This window comes from Arthrobacter sp. UYEF3 (assembly GCF_040546245.1).
Lineage (GTDB): Bacteria > Actinomycetota > Actinomycetes > Actinomycetales > Micrococcaceae > Arthrobacter.
The window spans coordinates 187,353-205,081 of record NZ_JBEPNK010000006.1; the positions used below are offsets into that span (position 1 = coordinate 187,353).

16 protein-coding genes and 2 pseudogenes are annotated in these 17,729 nt (G+C 67.3%); 4 read left to right on the forward strand and 14 right to left on the reverse strand.

Annotation, left to right across the window (positions count from 1 at the left end; genetic code table 11):
• Positions 1–2: 2 nt before the first annotated feature.
• The 5 genes from ABIB14_RS06745 to ABIB14_RS06765 all read right to left on the reverse strand — a co-directional run bounded on the left by ABIB14_RS06745 (position 3) and on the right by ABIB14_RS06765 (position 5,149).
• Entirely contained in the window at positions 3–677 is a 675-nt protein-coding gene (locus tag ABIB14_RS06745; RefSeq protein WP_354235107.1) for a bifunctional 4-hydroxy-2-oxoglutarate aldolase/2-dehydro-3-deoxy-phosphogluconate aldolase, read from the reverse strand.
• A 5-nt stretch (positions 678–682) separates the two neighbouring features.
• Positions 683–1,831 (reverse strand): galactonate dehydratase, encoded by a 1,149-nt coding sequence (gene dgoD, locus ABIB14_RS06750; RefSeq protein WP_354235108.1) that lies wholly within the window; start codon positions 1,829–1,831, stop codon positions 683–685.
• A 7-nt stretch (positions 1,832–1,838) separates the two neighbouring features.
• Positions 1,839–2,726, reverse strand: a complete 888-nt coding sequence (locus tag ABIB14_RS06755; RefSeq protein WP_354235109.1) for a carbohydrate ABC transporter permease — start codon at positions 2,724–2,726, stop codon at positions 1,839–1,841.
• Positions 2,723–3,700, reverse strand: a complete 978-nt coding sequence (locus ABIB14_RS06760) for a carbohydrate ABC transporter permease (RefSeq protein WP_354235110.1) — start codon at positions 3,698–3,700, stop codon at positions 2,723–2,725. Before ABIB14_RS06760 ends, ABIB14_RS06755 begins: the two co-directional genes overlap by 4 nt.
• 153 nt (positions 3,701–3,853) lie before the next feature.
• Positions 3,854–5,149 carry an ABC transporter substrate-binding protein gene (locus ABIB14_RS06765; protein ID WP_354235111.1) on the reverse strand — a complete coding sequence of 432 codons (1,296 nt, stop codon included), beginning with the start codon at positions 5,147–5,149 and terminating at the stop codon, positions 3,854–3,856.
• A 135-nt stretch (positions 5,150–5,284) separates the two neighbouring features.
• Between ABIB14_RS06765 and ABIB14_RS06770 the strand changes: the two genes are divergently transcribed.
• Positions 5,285–6,049, forward strand: a complete 765-nt coding sequence (locus tag ABIB14_RS06770) for a FadR/GntR family transcriptional regulator (RefSeq protein ID WP_354235112.1) — start codon at positions 5,285–5,287, stop codon at positions 6,047–6,049.
• 52 nt (positions 6,050–6,101) lie between these two features.
• Here the strand turns inward: ABIB14_RS06770 and ABIB14_RS06775 are convergent, their stop codons facing one another.
• Both ABIB14_RS06775 and ABIB14_RS06780 read right to left on the reverse strand, forming a co-directional pair.
• On the reverse strand, positions 6,102–7,133 hold the full coding sequence (locus ABIB14_RS06775; RefSeq protein ID WP_354235113.1) for an aldo/keto reductase: 1,032 nt from the start codon (positions 7,131–7,133) through the stop codon (positions 6,102–6,104).
• A 38-nt stretch (positions 7,134–7,171) separates the two neighbouring features.
• Entirely contained in the window at positions 7,172–8,044 is an 873-nt protein-coding gene (locus ABIB14_RS06780; protein WP_354235114.1) for an NAD-dependent epimerase/dehydratase family protein, read from the reverse strand.
• 201 nt (positions 8,045–8,245) lie between these two features.
• Here ABIB14_RS06780 and ABIB14_RS06785 point away from each other — a divergent pair, with 201 nt between their 5' ends.
• A complete protein-coding gene (locus ABIB14_RS06785) occupies positions 8,246–8,488 on the forward strand; it encodes a DUF6480 family protein (RefSeq protein WP_354235115.1) in 243 nt (80 codons plus the stop codon).
• 76 nt (positions 8,489–8,564) lie between these two features.
• Here the strand turns inward: ABIB14_RS06785 and ABIB14_RS06790 are convergent, their stop codons facing one another.
• The 7 genes and pseudogenes from ABIB14_RS06790 to ABIB14_RS06820 all read right to left on the reverse strand — a co-directional run.
• A complete protein-coding gene (locus ABIB14_RS06790; protein ID WP_354235116.1) occupies positions 8,565–8,777 on the reverse strand; it encodes a hypothetical protein in 213 nt (70 codons plus the stop codon).
• Positions 8,778–8,977: 200 nt separating this feature from the next.
• Positions 8,978–10,345, reverse strand: a complete 1,368-nt coding sequence (locus ABIB14_RS06795) for a phosphoribosyltransferase family protein (protein ID WP_354235117.1) — start codon at positions 10,343–10,345, stop codon at positions 8,978–8,980.
• A 98-nt stretch (positions 10,346–10,443) separates the two neighbouring features.
• The gene (gene mgtA, locus ABIB14_RS06800; RefSeq protein ID WP_354235118.1) at positions 10,444–13,194 is read right to left on the reverse strand and encodes a magnesium-translocating P-type ATPase; all 2,751 of its coding nucleotides are present in this window, start codon (positions 13,192–13,194) and stop codon (positions 10,444–10,446) included.
• A gap of 94 nt (positions 13,195–13,288) precedes the next feature.
• Positions 13,289–13,960, reverse strand: coding sequence for an esterase/lipase family protein (locus ABIB14_RS06805; RefSeq protein WP_354235132.1), 672 nt, complete (start codon positions 13,958–13,960; stop codon positions 13,289–13,291).
• 5 nt (positions 13,961–13,965) lie between these two features.
• Entirely contained in the window at positions 13,966–14,787 is an 822-nt protein-coding gene (locus tag ABIB14_RS06810; RefSeq protein ID WP_354235119.1) for an alpha/beta fold hydrolase, read from the reverse strand.
• 498 nt (positions 14,788–15,285) lie between these two features.
• Positions 15,286–15,699, reverse strand: coding sequence for a VOC family protein (locus ABIB14_RS06815; RefSeq protein WP_354235120.1), 414 nt, complete (start codon positions 15,697–15,699; stop codon positions 15,286–15,288).
• A gap of 166 nt (positions 15,700–15,865) precedes the next feature.
• Positions 15,866–16,135: pseudogene (locus ABIB14_RS06820) on the reverse strand (hypothetical protein); the annotation flags it as partial.
• A 117-nt stretch (positions 16,136–16,252) separates the two neighbouring features.
• Here ABIB14_RS06820 and ABIB14_RS06825 point away from each other — a divergent pair.
• Positions 16,253–17,191, forward strand: coding sequence for a hypothetical protein (locus ABIB14_RS06825; protein WP_354235121.1), 939 nt, complete (start codon positions 16,253–16,255; stop codon positions 17,189–17,191).
• A 92-nt stretch (positions 17,192–17,283) separates the two neighbouring features.
• Positions 17,284–17,729, forward strand: a pseudogene (locus ABIB14_RS06830) (cell wall anchor protein); the annotation flags it as partial.

Consider the following 17,729-nt stretch of genomic DNA (forward strand, 5'->3'; position numbering starts at 1 on the left):
GCTCAACGCTGGGGCTCCACGGCCGCCCGCCGGCCGAAACCGGCGGCCAGTTCACTGAAAGCGCGGGCCCGTTCGCGCATCGGGGTAAGGTCGCCGCCCGAGCCGGCGTCGCCGAACAGCGGCCCGCCGAGCCCGACGGCGATCGCTCCGGCGTCCCAGTACCCGGCAGCCCCGTCCAGGCCCACGCCGCCGACCGCGATGAACGGAATGCCCGGGAAGGGGTCGCGGAGTGCCTTGAGGTAGCCGGGGCCGCCGATGGATGCGGGGAAGAGCTTCACCGCGGTGGCACCCCGGTTCATCGCCTCGTAGGCCTCGCTGGGTGTCAGCGCCCCGGCGAGGATGGGGATTCCCAGGCGGGCGGATTCCTGGATGGAGCTTGCCAGCGAGGGCGTCACCATGAACTGGCCGCCGGCCCCGGCCACGTCCGCTACATCCGCCGCGGTGAGGACCGTGCCCGCCCCCACGAAACAGCCGGCGGGGGCCGCGGCCCGGACCGCACGGATCGCCGTCAGCGCGTCCGGGGTGGTGAGGGCGATTTCGACGTAGCGGAAGCCTTCCTCCATCGCGGCGAGGGCGGCATTGGCGGCGGCCCCGCCGTCGGTGCCGCGGACGATCGCCACGAGGCGGGCCTCGCGGATGCCGTCCAGCAGGACGCCGGGGGTCAGTTCGGGTGTCATGTCATTCACCATTCTGCGAAGGCGCCGTCGGAGTGGCGCCAGACGGGTCCGCGCCAGGCATGGCCGCGTTTGTCTGCGGCGCGGACCACGGCCTCGTCGATCTCGATGCCGAGGCCCGGGCCGGTCAGGCGTTCGATGTGTCCGTCCACAAATTTCAGCGGCGTCTTGTCCAGCACGTAGTCCAGGACTTCGGCGCCCTGGTTGTAGTGGATGCCGATGCTTTGTTCCTGGATCAGGAAGTTGGGTGTGGCGAAGCCGACCTGCAGGCAGGCGGCCAGCGCCAGCGGACCGAGCGGGCAGTGCGGGGCCAGCTGGACCTCGTAGATTTCGGCCAGCGAGGCGATCTTGCGGACCTCGGTGATGCCGCCGGCGTGCGAAAGGTCCGGCTGCGCCACGGCGATGCCTGCCTGCAGCGCGGGCAGGAATTCCTGCCGGCTGTAGAGACGCTCGCCGGTGGAGACCGGCGTCGTGGTCGAGGAGGTGAACTCGCGCAGCAGGTGGGTGTTTTCCGGGACCACCGGTTCTTCCAGGAAGAACGGCCGGTACGGTTCCAGCAGCGGCGCCACGCGCCGGGCGTTGGCCAGGCTGAAGCGGCCGTGGAAGTCGACGGCGACGTCGCGGTGGTCCCCGAGGACCTCGCGGGCGGCGGCGACCCGGCGGACGACGCCGTCGAGCTCGGCCACCGACGCAATCGGGCTCATCCGGCCGCTGGCGTTCATCTTCACCGCGGTGAGTCCGACCTCCAGCTGCGCGCTGATCTGGTCCGCCACCTCGTTAGGCTCGTCGCCGCCCACCCAGCCGTACATCCGGATCCGGTCGCGGACGTGGCCGCCCAGGAGCTGGTGCACGGGGGTGTTGAAGTGTTTGCCCGCGATGTCCCACAGGGCCTGGTCCAGCCCGGAGACGGCACTGGCCAGGATGGGTCCGCCGCGGTAGAACGAGCCCTTGGTCATGACCTGCCAGTGGTCCTCGATCCGCAGCGCGTCGTTGCCGATCAGCAGCTCGGAGAGCTGGTCGACGGCGGTGCGCACGGTTTCGCTGCGGCCCTCGCAGCTGGCCTCGCCCCAGCCGACGATCCCGCTGTCGGTCTCGATGCGGACGAAGAGCCAGCGCGGGGCGACGAGGAAGGTTTCAATCCTGCTGATGCGTGTCATTAGCGGCCTAGCCCTTGGTCGCTCCGGCGGTGAGGCCGGAGACGATGTACTTCTGCGTGAACAGCGCGATGATCATAATCGGGATGGTGACCACGGTGGCGGCCGCCATCAGGCCGCCCCAGTCGATGCTGGCGTAGGAGACGAAATCGAAGATCGCGACCGGGAGGGTCTTGGTCTTGGATCCGGAGAGCACCAGGGCGAACATGAAGTTGTTCCACGAGAAGATGAAGGACAGGATGCCTGCGGTGGCGATGCCGGCGACCGACAGCGGCAGGGTGATCCGGCGGAAAGCGCCGATCGGCGTGAGCCCGTCCACCTGGGCCGATTCCTCGAGCTCCAGCGGCATCGAATCGAAGTAGCTCATCATGATGTAGACGATCAGCGGCAGCGCGACGAACATGTGGCTGAGGATCAGAACCTCGAAGCCACCCACCATCTTCAGGTTGGAGAAGACGTAGTACCAGGGCACCAGCAGCGAGACGCCCGGAATGACTCGGGCCATCAGGACGACCAGGGCCGAACGGTGCATGGTGAAGCGGCTCATCGCGTAGGCCGCCGGGACGCCGAGGACCAGCGACAGCGCGGTGGAGACGAACGCCACCCAGAGGCTGTTGAAGATGAAGACGAAGTAGTTGTTCCGCTGCAGCACGTTGGCGTAGTTCTCGCCGGTGGGGGTGAAGAGGAACGACTTTCCCGTGTCATAGATGTCCACGTTGGTCTTGAAGGAGGCCAGGAGCATCCAGAACAGCGGGGCCACCAGGAACAGCACCACCGCGATCAGCGCGACGACCCGGAAGACCTTGTAGGCGCGGGTGGCCAGCGGCTTGCGGCGGCGAGCGGCGGGCGCCGGCGCAGCGGAGGTCCGGGAATCGGTGCTTTGGTTCAGGACGGTCATTTGCTTACCGCTTTCTTGCGCATGGTCAGCAGCCACATGGTGATGATGATGATCATGAAGAACAGGATCAGCACCGCGGAGGACAGCCCGTACTGGTTGTAGTCGAAGCTCAGCCCGTAAGCGTAGACGTTGAGCGTCTCCACCTCGTGGAAGGAACCGCCGCCCTTGCCTTTGGTGGCGTAGAGGATGTCGAAGGTCTTCAGGGCGTCGATGCCGCGCAGCAGGATGGCGACGATCACCGTAGGCATCATGAGCGGCAGGGTGATGAAGAAGAAGCGCTGGAAGGCGTTGGCGCCGTCCATCCGGGCGGCCTCGTCCGGTTCCTCGGAGAGCGAGGTCAGGCCGGCGAGCAGGATCAGCACCACCATGGGGGTCCACTGCCAGATGTCCATGAAGATGGTGGTGCCCAGCGCGGTGTCCTGGCCGGAAAGCCACGGCTGCGGCGGGATGCCGATCATGCCCAGCAGCTGGTTGACGAAGCCGATGTTGGGGTCAAAGATCAGCCGCCACATCATGCCAACCGCCACGGGGGTGGCGACGAGGGGCAGCAGGATGGCCACCCGCACCCACTTTTCGCCGCGGAAGGGCCGCCACAACAGCAGCGCGATGCCCATGCCCAGAACAACTTCGCAGACCAGCGCGACGCCGGTGAAGGTCAGCGTGCGCCCGACAGCAGGCCAGAACCGTTCGACGTCGGAAAGCACCGTCAGATAGTTCTCCAGGCCGACGAACTCCGACGCGGCGCGGACCGAGCCCTGTGAATCGGTCAGGCTGAGGTAGATCGTCCAGGCCAGCGGGAAGACGATCAGGACACCCACGAAGATCATGGCCGGCGCGGCGAAAAGCCACTTGCGGTGCCGGTTGGCCCAGGAGGAGAAATTCTTCCGCGGCCCGGGCGTGCGGAACGCGCCGCGGGATTCCCCGCGGGAGGCGTCCCGGGCGGTGTCGCCGCGGGAGTTGTTCAGTACAGACATGGTTCACCTAAAGAGTTTGGGGGTGAAGTAAGAGCGTGGCCGCGGCGGGACGGCGGCCGGGCAGCCGTCCCGCCGGGCTGGTGTTGCGTCAGGCCGTTTGCGGCAGGCCGTTTGCGGCAGGCCGTTTGCGGCAAGCGTGGGGCGCCGGGGACGCTACTTCTTTTCGCTGTCCAGGAACTTCTGGAACGCCTCGTTGGCCGTATCAGCCGCTGCCGACGCGTCGGCCCCGGTGATGGTGGCCACGATCGGGGCGCCGACGATCTCGCGGGCCTTGCCCACGGTGACAACCTCGGGACGGTCGTGGCCCACGCCGGACTTGGCGCTGGCGGCGATGGCCTCGGCCAGGTCCTTCGGGTAGGTCGACGTTCCGGCCGGGTCGGCCCAGACCGAGGCACGCGGACCGGGGACGCCGGCCTTCTGCGCTGCCAGGGTGCGGTCCTTGCTGGTGGCCCACTGGATGAACTTCCAGGCATTGTCCTGGTTGCTGGACGCCTTGTTGACGGCCAGGCCCCACGACGGGATGTTGTACGGCTTGGAACCGGCCGGGCCGGCAGGCAGTGCAGCGAATCCGACCTTGTCCGAAACCTTGGATTTGGCCGGGTCAGTGGCGTTCTTGTAGAGCGAGTCGGCCTCGGTGTAGAAGGCGGCCTTGCCCTGGGTGAAGATTGCCATTGCCTCGGGCCAGCTCATGTCGGTGCTGACGTTCTTCGGGCCGTAGTTCTTGATCAGGCCGCCGTAGAAGGCGTAGGCCTTCTTCGCCGCGTCGCTGCCGACGGCGGACTTGCCGCTGGCGTCGGTGAAGTCGCCGCCGAAGCTGTAGAGGAAGCTGGAGAACTGGGTTACCGCGGCGGATTTGCCGGTGCGTGCCACGAAGCCGGCGGTATCCGGGTTGGACGCGGAGATCTTCTTGGCGGCGGCCTCAAGCTCATCCATGGTCGTGGGGACCTGGACGCCGGCAGCCGCCAGCAGGTCCTTGCGGTAGTACAGCACTTCGCGTTCAGTGATGATCGGGACGCCGACGACCTTGCCGTCGACGGTGCTGGCCTTGACGGGGCCGTCCTGGTAGTCCTTCCAGTCCCAGTTCGAGTCCGAGGAGACCTTGCTGGTCAGGTCAGCGAGGTAGCCGTTCTTGGCGAACGCCTTGCCTTCCTGGAGCGGGCGGTACATCATAACGTCGATTTCGTCGCTGCCGGCATTGAGCTTGACGTTGTACTGGTCGGACAGCTGGTCCTCGCCGAGCTGGGTGAGCTCGACCTTGAGTCCGGTGGCCTTTTCAAATTCAGGAATGGCCGTCTTGATGCCGTCGGTCCACACATGGTTGGCCAGCGTGACCCGGACCGTGCCGGAGGTCTTGGCATCGCTGCTGCCGCTGCCGCCGCCACAGGCGGTGACGCCGAGCGACAGCGCGGCGGCCACGGCCGCGTACTTCACAATTGAACGCCGCTTCATTACGACTCCCTTGTCTTTAGGGCCGGATCATCCTCCAGCCGCCCGCGGATGCATCGTTACATCTGCTCTGGAGTGATCTTAGAGAAATAAAGCAGACATATACAACCCCCTTGCGCTCATCCGTATGATTTATTTATGCAAACCCCAAAGGCGGAGTCTTCAGCTGACCTGCACTCCGCGCTCGTCCAGACCCTGGGGCTCGCTATTGCCGAGGGGAACCTGGCACCGCACTCGATCCTGCGACTGGACAAGCTCGAGGCACAGCACGGCGTGTCGCGCTCCGTCGTGCGGGAGGCAACACGGGTTCTTTCCTCGATGGGCATGCTGGAATCTCGGCGCCGGCTGGGCACCGTGGTGCAGCCGGAGGAATCCTGGAACCTTTACGACCCGCAGGTGATCCGCTGGCGCCTGGCCTCCTCGCGGCGGGTGGACCAACTACGCGCCCTGAACGAACTCCGCGGCGCGATCGAGCCGCAGGCCGCACGGCTGGCCGCCGAACGGGCGTCCCTGGACGCCGCCAGCGACCTGGTCTCCCAGGCCGCGCGGCTGTGGGCGGCGGGGCAGCGCAGCGACCAGGACGAGTTCCTGCGGCTGGACATCGAGTTCCACGCCGCCGTGCTGCGCGCCTCCGGAAACCCGATGTTTTCGCAGTTGCACAACCTCGTCGCGGAGGTCCTCACGGGCCGGACCGAGCACGGCCTGATGCCGCAGCTGCCGCAGCACGAGGCGCTCCAGCTGCACGTGGACGTGGCCAGCGCCATCCAGCGCGGCGAGATGAACACCGCCCATGCGGCGATGCGCCGGATCGTGGAACAGTCCACCGAGGAAATCGGGGACATCTGGTCCAGCCACCAAGATGTCTCCTCGGCCTCTCAGCCACCGCAACTCGGGGGGAGCTAGCGCCCATCCCGGGCCGTCGGATGGGCGCGCGACGTGACCCGGCGACGGCCCGTTAGCGGCCGCCCTCGAGCTTCCGGCCGCGCTGCTCCTGGGCCATCGGCCCGTATGGATAGACGCCGACGCGCGGCTGGCTGACCTCGGTCAGCCGTTCCGTCTCCGCCGCGGTAAGCCGAAGGTCCGTTGCCGCCAGGTTGTCCGCAAGCTGCTCGACGCTCCGGGCGCCCAGGATCACCGCGGTGACGGCCGGCCGGTCCGCCAGCCAGGCCAACGCCACCTGGGACGGGCTCACACCATGCCGCCCGGCCGTTTCCTGAACCTCCGCGATGACGTCCCAGGTACGCGGGTCGCCGTTGCGGGCCTCCCACGCCTCCATCCCGCGGTTCGGATTTTCGCCGAGGCGGGTGGCGCCGGCGGGCGGCTGGTCTCGGTTGTACTTGCCGGACAGCCAGCCGCCGCCCAAAGGGGACCACGGCAGCAGTCCTATCCCGGCGTCGAGCGAGGCCGGGACAATCTCCGACTCGATCTCTCGGACCAGCAGGCTGTACTGCGGCTGGAGTGTGACCGGGGCGCTCCAGCCCTGCGCCTTGGCCACGTGGACCGCCTTGGTCAGCTGCCAGCCCAGGAAGTTGGAGAATCCGTAGTAGGCGATTTTGCCGCTGGTGACGGCGTCGTGCAGGAACCGAAGGGACTCTTCCAAGGGCGTGACCGGATCCCACGCGTGCAGCTGGTAGAGGTCGATCTGTTCCACGCCCAGCCTGCGCAGCGAATCATCCAGCGCCCTGACCAGGTGACGGCGGGAGGTGCCGACGTCGTTGGGGGCCGCGCCCATCGGGAACCGTCCTTTCGTGGCCACCACGGCCCGGTCCCGGACGTCAGCCCGGTCCGCCAGCCACCGGCCAACGATTTCCTCCGAGGCCCCCGAACTGTAGACGTCCGCAGTGTCGATGAAGTTGCCGCCAGCGTCAAAGAAGGCGTCCAGGATGGCGCGGGACTGCTCCTCGGTGGCCTCAGCGCCGAACGTCATGGTGCCCAGCGCATAGCTGGAGACAACGGCGCCGCTGTTGCCCAGGGTGCGATACAGCATGGAACTCCTCAGTGGTCGGTGGATTGGCCGTGGACGTTCTAGTCTTCCGTCGGCGTCGTCCGGTTCGAGTGGTAGGTGCGCCAGCTGTGCTCCGGGGCGTAGCCCAGGAGCCGCGTGGCCTTGTCGATCGAGAGCAGAGTCTCGTGCTCACCGAGGTCCTTCACCACCTTGACGTCGGGGAACACCTCGGCGGCAAGCTCACTGCTGGAGCGGCTCATCACGGTGTCCTGGCCGGCGATGATGAAAGCCTCGAAGCCGGGTCGGCCGTGCTCTAGCGCGCGTGCCACCGCCTGCGCGCCGTCGCGGCCGTCAATGTAGCCCCACAGATTCCACTTGCGCAGCCTGGCGTCGGCGTCAAATGACGGGAACTCCTCGTAATCCTCCGGGTCCATCACATTGGAGAACCGCAGGCCGGTGATGCTCAGTTCCGGGTCCCAGCGGGTCAGCTGGATCGCCATCTGCTCTTCAAGGTGTTTGACCAGTGAATAGGTGCTTTCCGGCCGGGCCGGGTACTCCTCGTCCACCGGGAGGTACGGAGGGTCGACGTCGAACGGCAGTCCCAACACCGTCTCACTGGAGGCGTAGACAATCTTCTTGATGCCTGCCCGGCGTGCCGCCTGGAACACGTTGTAGGTGGCCTGCATGTTGTTCTCGAAGGTCGCGGCGTCGGGGGCGAGTCCGGGGGCCGGAATTGCGGCCAGGTGGACGATTGCGTCGAATCCCTTATGCCGGTCGTCCAGGCCGAGGATGACGTCCACAACCTGTCCGTAGTCGCGCAGGTCAACGCGGGTGAACCCCGGCCCGCGTTCGCCGGTTTGGTCCAGGTTCGTCACCTGGTGGCCGTCGTCGACGAGCCGGCGCACCACGTTCCTGCCGAGCTTTCCGTTTCCTCCGGTAACTGCAATTCTCATCAGGCTCTCCTTGGTGGTCGGGCGGCTGCCGTTCCCACCCTAGAACGGACAACGCGACGGTGCACCCGCGCCCTGCAGCGACTCACCCGGACCGGCTTCTTCCGGAATTTCGGCAACCCGCCGCCGATGTCGCCAAAACCGCTAGAATTATCAGCATACTTACTTAACGTCCAAGGTTGTCACACCACGGGAGGTATCACCATGAGCACCTATCATCCTGAGAATGACCCGGCCAACCCCGACCCGCCGCGGCCGTCGGACGAGGCCGGAAATCCGGGTCTTAAGGCACAGCGCGGTGATGGAGCGGGCGACTCTGGCGCCTCTGCCAACCCGGATCCGCTCGATGGCAAGATCACCGGACTGGAACCGGGCGGGGGCGTGCCTCCAGGGGAGACGCCTCCCGCGGCGGACCAGATGAGCCGCGATCAGGGGCACAGCGAGTAACGGGATCGGCCGGGAGGGGGTCAGCGCGCCCTCGGCGTGCGCCGCTTCCGCTTAGCCGCAGGGACCCGTTCGCTAATCAATGGTCTTGCTCCGGTTCGTCATCCTGGGTTCCTTGTGAGGGCCCGTCGTTTTGGGAAGGCGTGGCGGTGCCGTCCTTCTCCGAGGCGCCTTCCGCTGGCTCGTCTGAGTGGATCCGCCCCGTCGATCGCGTCTCGTCGGCGTCGGTATCTTCGCCCTCGGCAGGTGCCTCGGAGTGGCGGCGCTCGTTGGATTCCGGCGTTTCACTCATGGCCAATATCCTTTCCTTCGATCTAAGAGCACCGCTAAACGCGGGCTGTCCGGTTGTGAGAACGAGGACCCCGGCTGGGCCCTGGGCCAATGCCTTCCGTTACCTCGGAGCGCCGGAGGAAACCGTGGACACTTCTTCGCATCTGCAGTTTCTGGCCGCGAGACGAACCGTTCTCATCTTGTCCCCCGAGGCGTCGGGGGTCAAGAGCCGCCGGCACTCCTCGGTTCTTGACGGCCCGGTTCGGTCGCGGGGAGCAGGTATTCGATAAACCAGTCGCGGGCCAGAATGGCTGCCGCCGCCAGCGTGCCGGGTTCTTCGAAAAGGTGGGCGGCGCCCTGGACCACAGCGAGCTGATTGGGACATCGCATCATGGCCTTGGCCTTGCGGTTGAGCTCCAGCACCTCGTAGTCGAGGCTACCCACAATCAGCAGCGTCGGCGCCCGGACAGCGGACAGCCTGGGGCCCGCCAGGTCTGGACGTCCGCCGCGGGATACTACGGCGGCGATCCGGGCGGAGGGTTCGGACGCGGACCACAGCGCGGCACCCGCCCCCGTGCTCGCCCCTAAACAGCCGATCGCGCTGCCGGCGGTGTCCTCTCGGCCGCCCAGCCAGGCGACGGCCGAGGAGAGCCGGCGCGCCAGTAACTCGATGTCGAAGACGTTGGCACGGTTGCGTTCCTCCGCCGGCGTAAGGAGGTCAAGCAGCAGGGTGCCCAGCCCGGCGCGCTGAAGCAGGCCGGCCACGAGGCGGCTCCGCGGACTGTGCCGGCTGCTGCCGCTCCCGTGGGCGAAGAGGACAACGCCGCGGGCCGGCACTGTCAGGTGCAGGTGGCCGTGCAGCCGGACGCTCCGGGACGGGATCTCCACCTCTTCGTCGAATTCCACGGCGTCTGCGGCCGTCGCTGACCCCGCCGGCGGCGGTGAATCCTTCAGGCGCCGGGCTGCAGCGTCAAGAAGCTGGATCACCTCATCGTCCTCGGTCGGCGAGAAGTCACGATAGTGATAGCCGACGGCGGAGAAGACCCGGGGAGTTGCCAGGCAGACCACCTCGTCGGGTTCGCTCAGGCTCGCCAGGGTGTCGGCCGGGCCGACGGGTACGGCAAGGATCACCCGTGCGGCGCCCAATTTCCGGGCTATCCGGCAGGCTACACGGGCGGTGGATCCGGTGGCGATGCCGTCGTCGACAATCACCGCGATACGCCCGGTCAGGTCCTGGCGGGCGCGGCCCTTCCGGAACCGCGCCACCCGGTCCTCAAGCACGGCCCGTTCGTGGTCCTCGACGGCCGCCAGTTCCTTGTCGCCTACTCTGGCCTGCGCCAGCACTTGCTTTTCCAACACCTTGGCGCCGTCCTCGCCAATCGCCCCCATGGCGAGTTCGGGCTGGTACGGGAGGCCGAGTTTGCGCACCACGATCACGTCCAAGGGTGCGTCCAGGGCCGCGGCGACCTCGAACGCGACCGGAACTCCGCCGCGCGGGATGCCGAGGACCACGACGTCCTTGCCGCGGAGGTCTGAAAGGCGCCGTCCCAGTTGCCGTCCGGCGTCGATCCTGTCTTCAAAAACGCTCATTGTCTTGGCTTCCCGTCGGGCGCCGCCCACGGTCCGGTCCCGCGATGCGCTCCGCAGGCCGGGGATCGGACCGGGTGGCTGCCTCCTCCCACTATCCGTCAGGAGTTCCGGGGACGTGAGGGCCCTTGTACCCGGTTTGCCGTGCGCCGGCCAGGCCTGCCCCGCCGTGGTACCAGCGGACCCCGTCGTGAATGCCGGGTCCTGGAGCCCGTGGAACTGAAGCGGGCGGCACGGCGGGCCACGTGGTGGTCCGTTCCCCGCCGTCGGACCCCCGGGAGTGCCGGCGCGGCGGCCTGCTGCTGGGCGGAACGGGAGAAGAACCATTGCTTGGCCAGCTCCACCAGCACCAGATAGACCACTGTCATGCCCAGCAGGGCCAGGAAGAAGGGGACCGGCAGCGGGTCAAAGCCGAGGACGCCGGCCAGCGGGGACAACGGAAGGTAGACGCCCAGGGCCACTACGCCCAGCGAGGCGCACAGCAATCCGAGGGACGGGCGGCTGCGCAGGAACGGCACCCGGCGGGTCCGGATCACGAAAATGATCAGCGTCTGGGTCGCGATCGACTCGATGAACCAGCCGGCCCGGAACTCCCCCGGGACGGCGTTGAAGACAAACAGCATGAGGGCGAACGTAGCGAAGTCGAAGACCGAGCTGATGGGGCCGAAGAGAAACATGAAGCGCCGGATGAAGGCGATGTCCCAGTGGGCCGGTGCCAGCAATTGCTCCTTGTCCACCCGGTCGCCCGGGATGGCCAGCTGGCCGCTGTCGTAGAGCAGGTTGTTGAGCAGGATCTGTCCCGGCAGCATCGGCAGGAAACTCAACACGACGGACGCCGTCGCAGCGCTGAACATGTTGCCGAAGTTGCTGGAGGTGCCCATCAGGACGTACTTGATGGTGTTGGCGAAGATCCGCCGCCCTTCCATCACGCCGTCGGCCAGCACGCCGAGGTCCTTGTCCAGCAGCACGACGTCGGCGGCGTCCTTGGCGACGTCGGTGGCGCTGTCCACGGAGATACCGATGTCCGCCTGGTGCAGCGCGAGTGCGTCGTTGACGCCGTCGCCCATGAACCCGACCGCTCCGCCGCTCTGGCGCAGCAGCCGGATAATCCTGGCCTTCTGCTCCGGCGAGACGCGGGCGAAGATGCTGGCCTCTCGGGCGGCGGCGCTCAGCTCCGGGTCGGACATGGCCTCCGCTTCCACGCCGGTGATGGTCCCGCCGGACAATACGCCCAGCTGCTCGCAAACCTTCTCGGCCACCTTGGCGTTGTCCCCGGTGGCGATCTTGACCTTGATGCCCAACGCGTTCAGCCGATCCAGGGACTCCTTCGCTTTGGCCTTGGGCCGGTCGAGGAAGACCAGGAAGCCGGCCAGCGTCAAATCCTTCTCGTCGGCCGGCGAGATGTCTTCCGTTCCGGCGGCGGCCCGGGTGGCGACGGCCACCACGCGGGAACCCGCGTCGAACTGTTCGTCCAGCAGGGCCTGCACCCTGGCCGCCGTGGCGCCGCACAGCGCCAGGACGTCCTCCGGCGAGCCTTTGGTGATGATCCGAGCGGGGCCGCCGGCGTCGCGGACCAGGACGCTGGTCCGCCGGCGCTGATGGTCGAAATCGATGACGTCGAGCCGCTGGTAACGCGAGGGTTCGAACGCGGCGGCTTGCGTCGACTCCCAGAGCGCAGCGTCCAGCGGGTTCTGCCCCAGGACGGAACGCTTCGCACCGGTGTAGTCCGCCTCGGTGGCGAGCAGGCCGAGGGTGAGCAGCTCGTCCGCGGACACGGCGTCAGTCACCGGCAGGGCGGCGGTAAAGCTGATCCGCCCTTCAGTGAGCGTCCCGGTCTTATCAGTTACGAGGATGTCCATGTCGCCGAGGTCCTCGATGCAGACCAGCCGCTTGACCAGCACCTTGCGCTTGGCCAGCTGCCGGGTGCCCGTGGCCAGGCTCGTGCTGACGACGGCGGGCAGCAGCTGCGGCGTAATCCCCACCGCGATGGCCAGGGAGAACAGCAGCGACTCGATCAGGGGGCGATGCAGGAGCAGGTTTGCGATGAAGATGAGAGAGGTCAGTCCGATGGCGACCTGAAGCAGGAGGAAGGAGAAGCGCTTGAGCCCGAGCTGGAATTCGGTCTGCGGCTGCCGGTCGCCCAGGCCGAGCGCGATCCGGCCGAACTCCGCCTGGCCGCCGGTGGCCACTACCACCCCGGTGCAGTTGCCGGACTGGATCACGGTTCCCATGAACAGGCAGGAGGTCAGGTCACCCAGCGCGGCGCCGCCCGCCACCGGGGCGGGATCCTTGCCGACCGGTAGAGACTCGCCGGTCAGGATGCTCTCGTCGCAGAGCAGGTCCGTGGCCGTCAGCACGCGAAGATCGGCCGGGATGATCGCACCGAGCCCCAGTTGCACGACGTCGCCGGGCACCAGTGCGGTCACGTCCACCTCGCGGGTGGTCCCGTCGCGGAGCACGACGACGGTGTGCGTGACGCGTGAATGCAGCGCCTCAGCCGCGCGTTCCGCCCGGAATTCGTTACTGAACCCCAGGCCCACGCTGACGAGCATGATCACGCCGATCACGATCGAGTTGGTGGCGTCGCCCAGGGAGAGCGAGAGCGCGGCCGTGACGAGCAGCAGGATCAGGATGGGGCTGCGGAACTGCCGCCCGAGCACGGACCAGCCGCTGGCCTCGTGCGTGCGAACCGCGTTCGGACCCAGCTGGGCGAGCCGCTCCGCCGCTTCGTCCGCGGCAAGGCCGCCCGGTGCCGAGCCCAAACGGGCAAGCACCGTGTCCGCCTCGGTTCCGGCGGCGTCGGCGATGGTCAATGGCGGGGAGGCAGACTCCCTCACGTCGAGCTGTGGCATGCAAAATCCGTCCGAAAACCCCAAGTTAACGCTAAGACTACGTCGGGCCGTGCCGGGAGTCATCGGGGGGACGTGACGGCACATGAAGGACGGGCTACCTGGCCGGAGCGGCCGCTTCTGCGAGGACTGTGCGGAGCGTGACACCATGGGCGAGGATCCGAAAGTGGCCCCCGGTGTCCAACTGCACGTTCCGGGCTCCCGGAAGCACGCTACCCTCCGGGATATGCGGATCGAAAAGTCCGTAGATGGACGTAATGCGCTCGTTGATGCGCTGTTCGCGGGACAGTTGCAGGGTGACGGCGTCGCGTGGCGACAGTGCCCGCAGGCTCGGGAGTAGCATGAGGCCCGCGTAGCGGGAGCCGGAGAACGGCGAGGCGACAGCCACCATTTGGGCAATGCGCAGCTTCGGATCGAGCGACGTCATCGCAAACTTGCCGATCAGACCTCCCTTGCTGTGGGCCACAATCAGGGTGTCCGTGAGATCCCGGTCACGGAGGTAGTCGGCAATCAGGGCCGCAGCCTTCGGGACGGCAAGCCGGTTGCGTTGCAGCACGGTGACGACGTGCACCGGGTGCCCCGCTTCATGCAGGTTCCGGATCAGCGGGAGCATGAAGCGCCAGTCTTCGAAGATGCCTGGAATAACGAGGACGGGCCGGCCGGTGCCGCTAAGGAACTCATCCGGGCTGACCCGGGAGACCGCACTGCGCAGTTGCCGGCCGACGGCGTAGACGTAGTCCAGGGCCCACCAGCCCGCGACCTGGAACATCGTGCTCACGTGCTGAGATCCTGGGGCGCTTCGCTTCCGGCCGCCGTGACAAAAGCGAAGGCGAGGATGGAGTCGGCCACCTCGACGGAGCGGTTGTGCTGGACGACGTGTCCGGTCCCCTCGATTTCCAGGAACTGGGCGGTGGCTGTCCGGGCAGCGAGCCGGCGACACCAGGCCGCCGGAGCCACGGGATCGTGTTCGCCCCGCAGCACCAGGACGGGTGCCCTGACTCCGGCGATCATTTCTTCAATGTTGTAGTCCATCATGAGCCGCAGGTTCTTGAGGTACCAGCTCGGCCCGCAGCGGAGATAGTCGTTGAAAACCAGGGCGTTCGAGGACGGACTCTCGAAAAACAAGCAGTCGCGGCCCAGCGCCAAGGCCTGCTGCGCCACGGTGCGCCGCTGGTCGTTGACCACCGGGCCCATCAGGACCAGGTGCGGAATCCGCTGCGGCTGCTGCCGCGCGGCTTCGACCGCGAACTGCGTGCCCATCGAATGGCCGACGACGACGAACTCCAGCACTCCTAGCTGCTCAAGGGCGCCGAGGAGGTAGGTGGCCTGCTCCGCGACGGTGAGCGTCTGCGGCGGCCGGGGCGTGGCGCCGAAGCCCGGCAAGTCGATCGAATAGGTGTCGACGGACTCAGCCAGGACCCCGTGGAGCCGTTCAAGGTAGCGGTGCGAGGCGCCGATCCCATGGATTAGGACGACAGCGGGTCCCTCCGCCTGGCCGGGTGTCCGGCCGGGTGTCCGGCCGGGTGTCCGGCGGGAGGCAAAGACATGGCCCAGGTTGCCTGCGGCCTCAACCTCGATGCGCACGGGGCTGCTCATGGGGAACTCGATTCTGCTCGGCGCCTCTGATTGGCGTGTAGCAAGCATACTGAGGTTGGCCCCGGGAGCGGGCCGCCGTCGCCGCGGTTCCCTTCCGGTTCGACGCCAGGGAAGATCGTTGGTGCCGGGAACCGCGGAAACAGGAGCAGTCGGTGGGACTAGCCGGCGGCCGGTCCGAGTGGCGCGGGCGCGGCCGATGGCTCCGCGCCCGATTCCCTAAGTTCGACGAAGATCGCTCGTGTCTCGGTGTCGCCGGTATTTCTGCCGGAATGGGTCTGCGCGGGCAACCAGCTCGCCAGTCCCGGCGGCAGCCCGGTAGAAGCCGGGGTTTGTCTCCACCGGATCATGGCTCATAGCCAGACTCTAGTCCCGAACGGGGACGGCCCGCCATCTCGACGGCACCCTGCCGGATTGACGCTGGGCCGGCATCGTCGGGTGCGCACGGAACCGTCGAACTGACGGAATTCCGCGAGTGCCGTTCAGCGCCGAGGACCTCGGTTAGCCGGCGGCGGGCGTGATGTTGACGAGCCAGTCCACCCCGAACTTGTCCTTGCACATGCCGAAGGTGTCGCCCCACGGGGCTTTCTCCAGCGGCACGGTCACGGTGCCGCCGTCGGAGAGCTTGTCCCAGTAGCCGCGAAGCTCGGCCTCGTCGGCGCCGCTAAGGGACACGGAGTAGTTGTTGCCAGCGGTGTATTCCATGCCGTTGGGCGTGTCAGCCCCCATGAGCACCAGTCCCGTTCCACCGGTCAGTATGCCGTGCATGATCTTGTCCTGCTCGGCGGGATCCTCGCTGGCATTGAACTCGCTGAAGGTGCTCATGTTTAGCTCTCCACCAAATACGGACTGGTAGAAGGTCATGGCGTCCCTCGCGTTGTCGCGAAAGCCAAGGTAGGGGTTGAGCGTGGTCATATCCGGGACTCCTTGGTAGCTGGAGGCGGCGGAACAGGAGTGCCAGCCCCGCCGCACTTACACGGCATATCCTGCCGGAAATCAAGCGCCCTTCATAGGGTGCCCCGGCCTGCGGGCGGCCGCCCAAAGAACGGCTAAGCGGTCTGGCCAGCGTGAAGCAGATCGAGGCCACCGGCTTGCGCTGTTTGAAGAAGCCGCGGACGAAAGTTTGGGCTCCCATATCGCCCCCAAGATGGTCATCGTTCACGACGCCGCCTCGAATAACGAGGGCATGGAAGTCGGAAGCGTTGGCGTGGTCCGCGGTCAGTTCGACGTCGAAAGTATCATCCTTTTCGGTGCGGTCGTAGCCCTGCAGCCTTCCGCTCTTGGGGTCCCACGAGGGAATTCCGGGCCTTACGAACTCAATCCTAGGAAAACAGAGAATAAGTAGGCCGATCTATATCTACGATTTGGCTTCGATTCTCTAGACTTCATGATGCTGCTGTGATTAGGGTGACAGCAGTTGTCAGACGATTCGTCCCGGTATCTGCGCCGCACCTGGGGGGTGTTGCACGTGAAGCACGAACCACAGTCCGGACGCGCCTCGCGTCTGTTGAGACCCGTCTTGCTGGCCTTCGCTTCGACGGCGGTGTGGCTGGCACTCTCCGCGACTGCCGCGAGCGCCGAGACCGGTGCGGGCGCGGATTCGTCGGCCGGCGGCCTGACCTGGACTTTTTCGACGGTCTCCTCTCCCATGCCCGTACCGATATCTTCCTCGCCGGTAGTGCCGCCCGGCGCTGTACTGCCGGGTACCGGGGGCAGCAGCCCCGGGCTGTTGCCCCCGGTACCCGGCAGCCTCACCGGCTCCGTTGCGCAGTTTGTCGCCTCAGTGCCCGTGTCCCAGCTTGTTTCGGCTAACCCGGTGGCAGATTTGGCGTCTCCGGTGGCCGGCTTGGTGGACTCCGCGGTGGCGGAGCCGGCCGGGATCGTTCTTCCGGCCGCGTCCGGTCCGTTGCCTGGCGCCGGGGCCGTACTGGACCCGCTGGACGATGCCCTGAGCGGCGCACTGTCCCTTCCGCCGGCGCCACCCGTCACTGACCCACCGCCCACGTCCACGGGACCGGATCAGGCTGACTTGTTGCCTGCCCAAGATCCCGCCGTCGACGGCGGCCCAATCGGCGCAGTCGACGTCGCCGCGGGGACGGCGACGCGAGTCGGATTGCAGCTCCACATGACGCAGCATCCGCTCCCCCGGCCGTCCGCTATGACCAGCCCGGCATCTCCCCTTCAGCCAAACGGCGAACTGCCCGGCAACGGTCTCTCCGATGCTGTCCCGGCAGGGCCGGGTTCGGGGACCGGCAGCGGCCCAGCCGCAGCCGGCCCGGGCGCGGGGTTCGCTTGCGAAACGACAGCCTTCGAGCTTCGTCCGCCGCTGGGACGATGCCAGGCTGGCGAGCCGCTTCACAGCGCCGCCCCACCGGTGTCCTTCGACCCAGGATCCTCTCCCGACTAGTTGGTGCCCGCCTGCCCGGAAACAGGGCGGGCCATGGCCTATCGGGCTGCCGTTGGCGGCCCGCCACCCCAACATTTTCAGGAGAAGACATCATGAATACCAATTTGCGCAGAGGGCTGCTCGGCACCCTCTTTGCCGGCGGCCTGCTGACCCTCGGAACCTCCGTCGCGTCCGCGGCAGACCATACCAGCGGGAACGACGGCATCGCTTCCGGCACCCAGGTCATCGCCCCGGTCACCGCACCGGTAACACTCGGCGCGACCTCACTAGGACTGCTCGGCGACTCCACCGCCACCACCAACGGGACCCCCGCCGGAGCCACCGGCGGTACCAAGGCTCCGGCCCCCGCCGCCGCCGGGACCAGCACCAGCGGGAACGACGGCATCGCCTCCGGCACCCAGGTCATCGCCCCGGTCACCGCACCGGTAACACTCGGCGCGACTTCACTAGGACTGCTCGGCGACTCCACCGCCACCACCAACGGGACCCCCGCCGGAGCCACCGGCGGTACCAAGGCTCCGGCCCCCGCCGCCGCCGG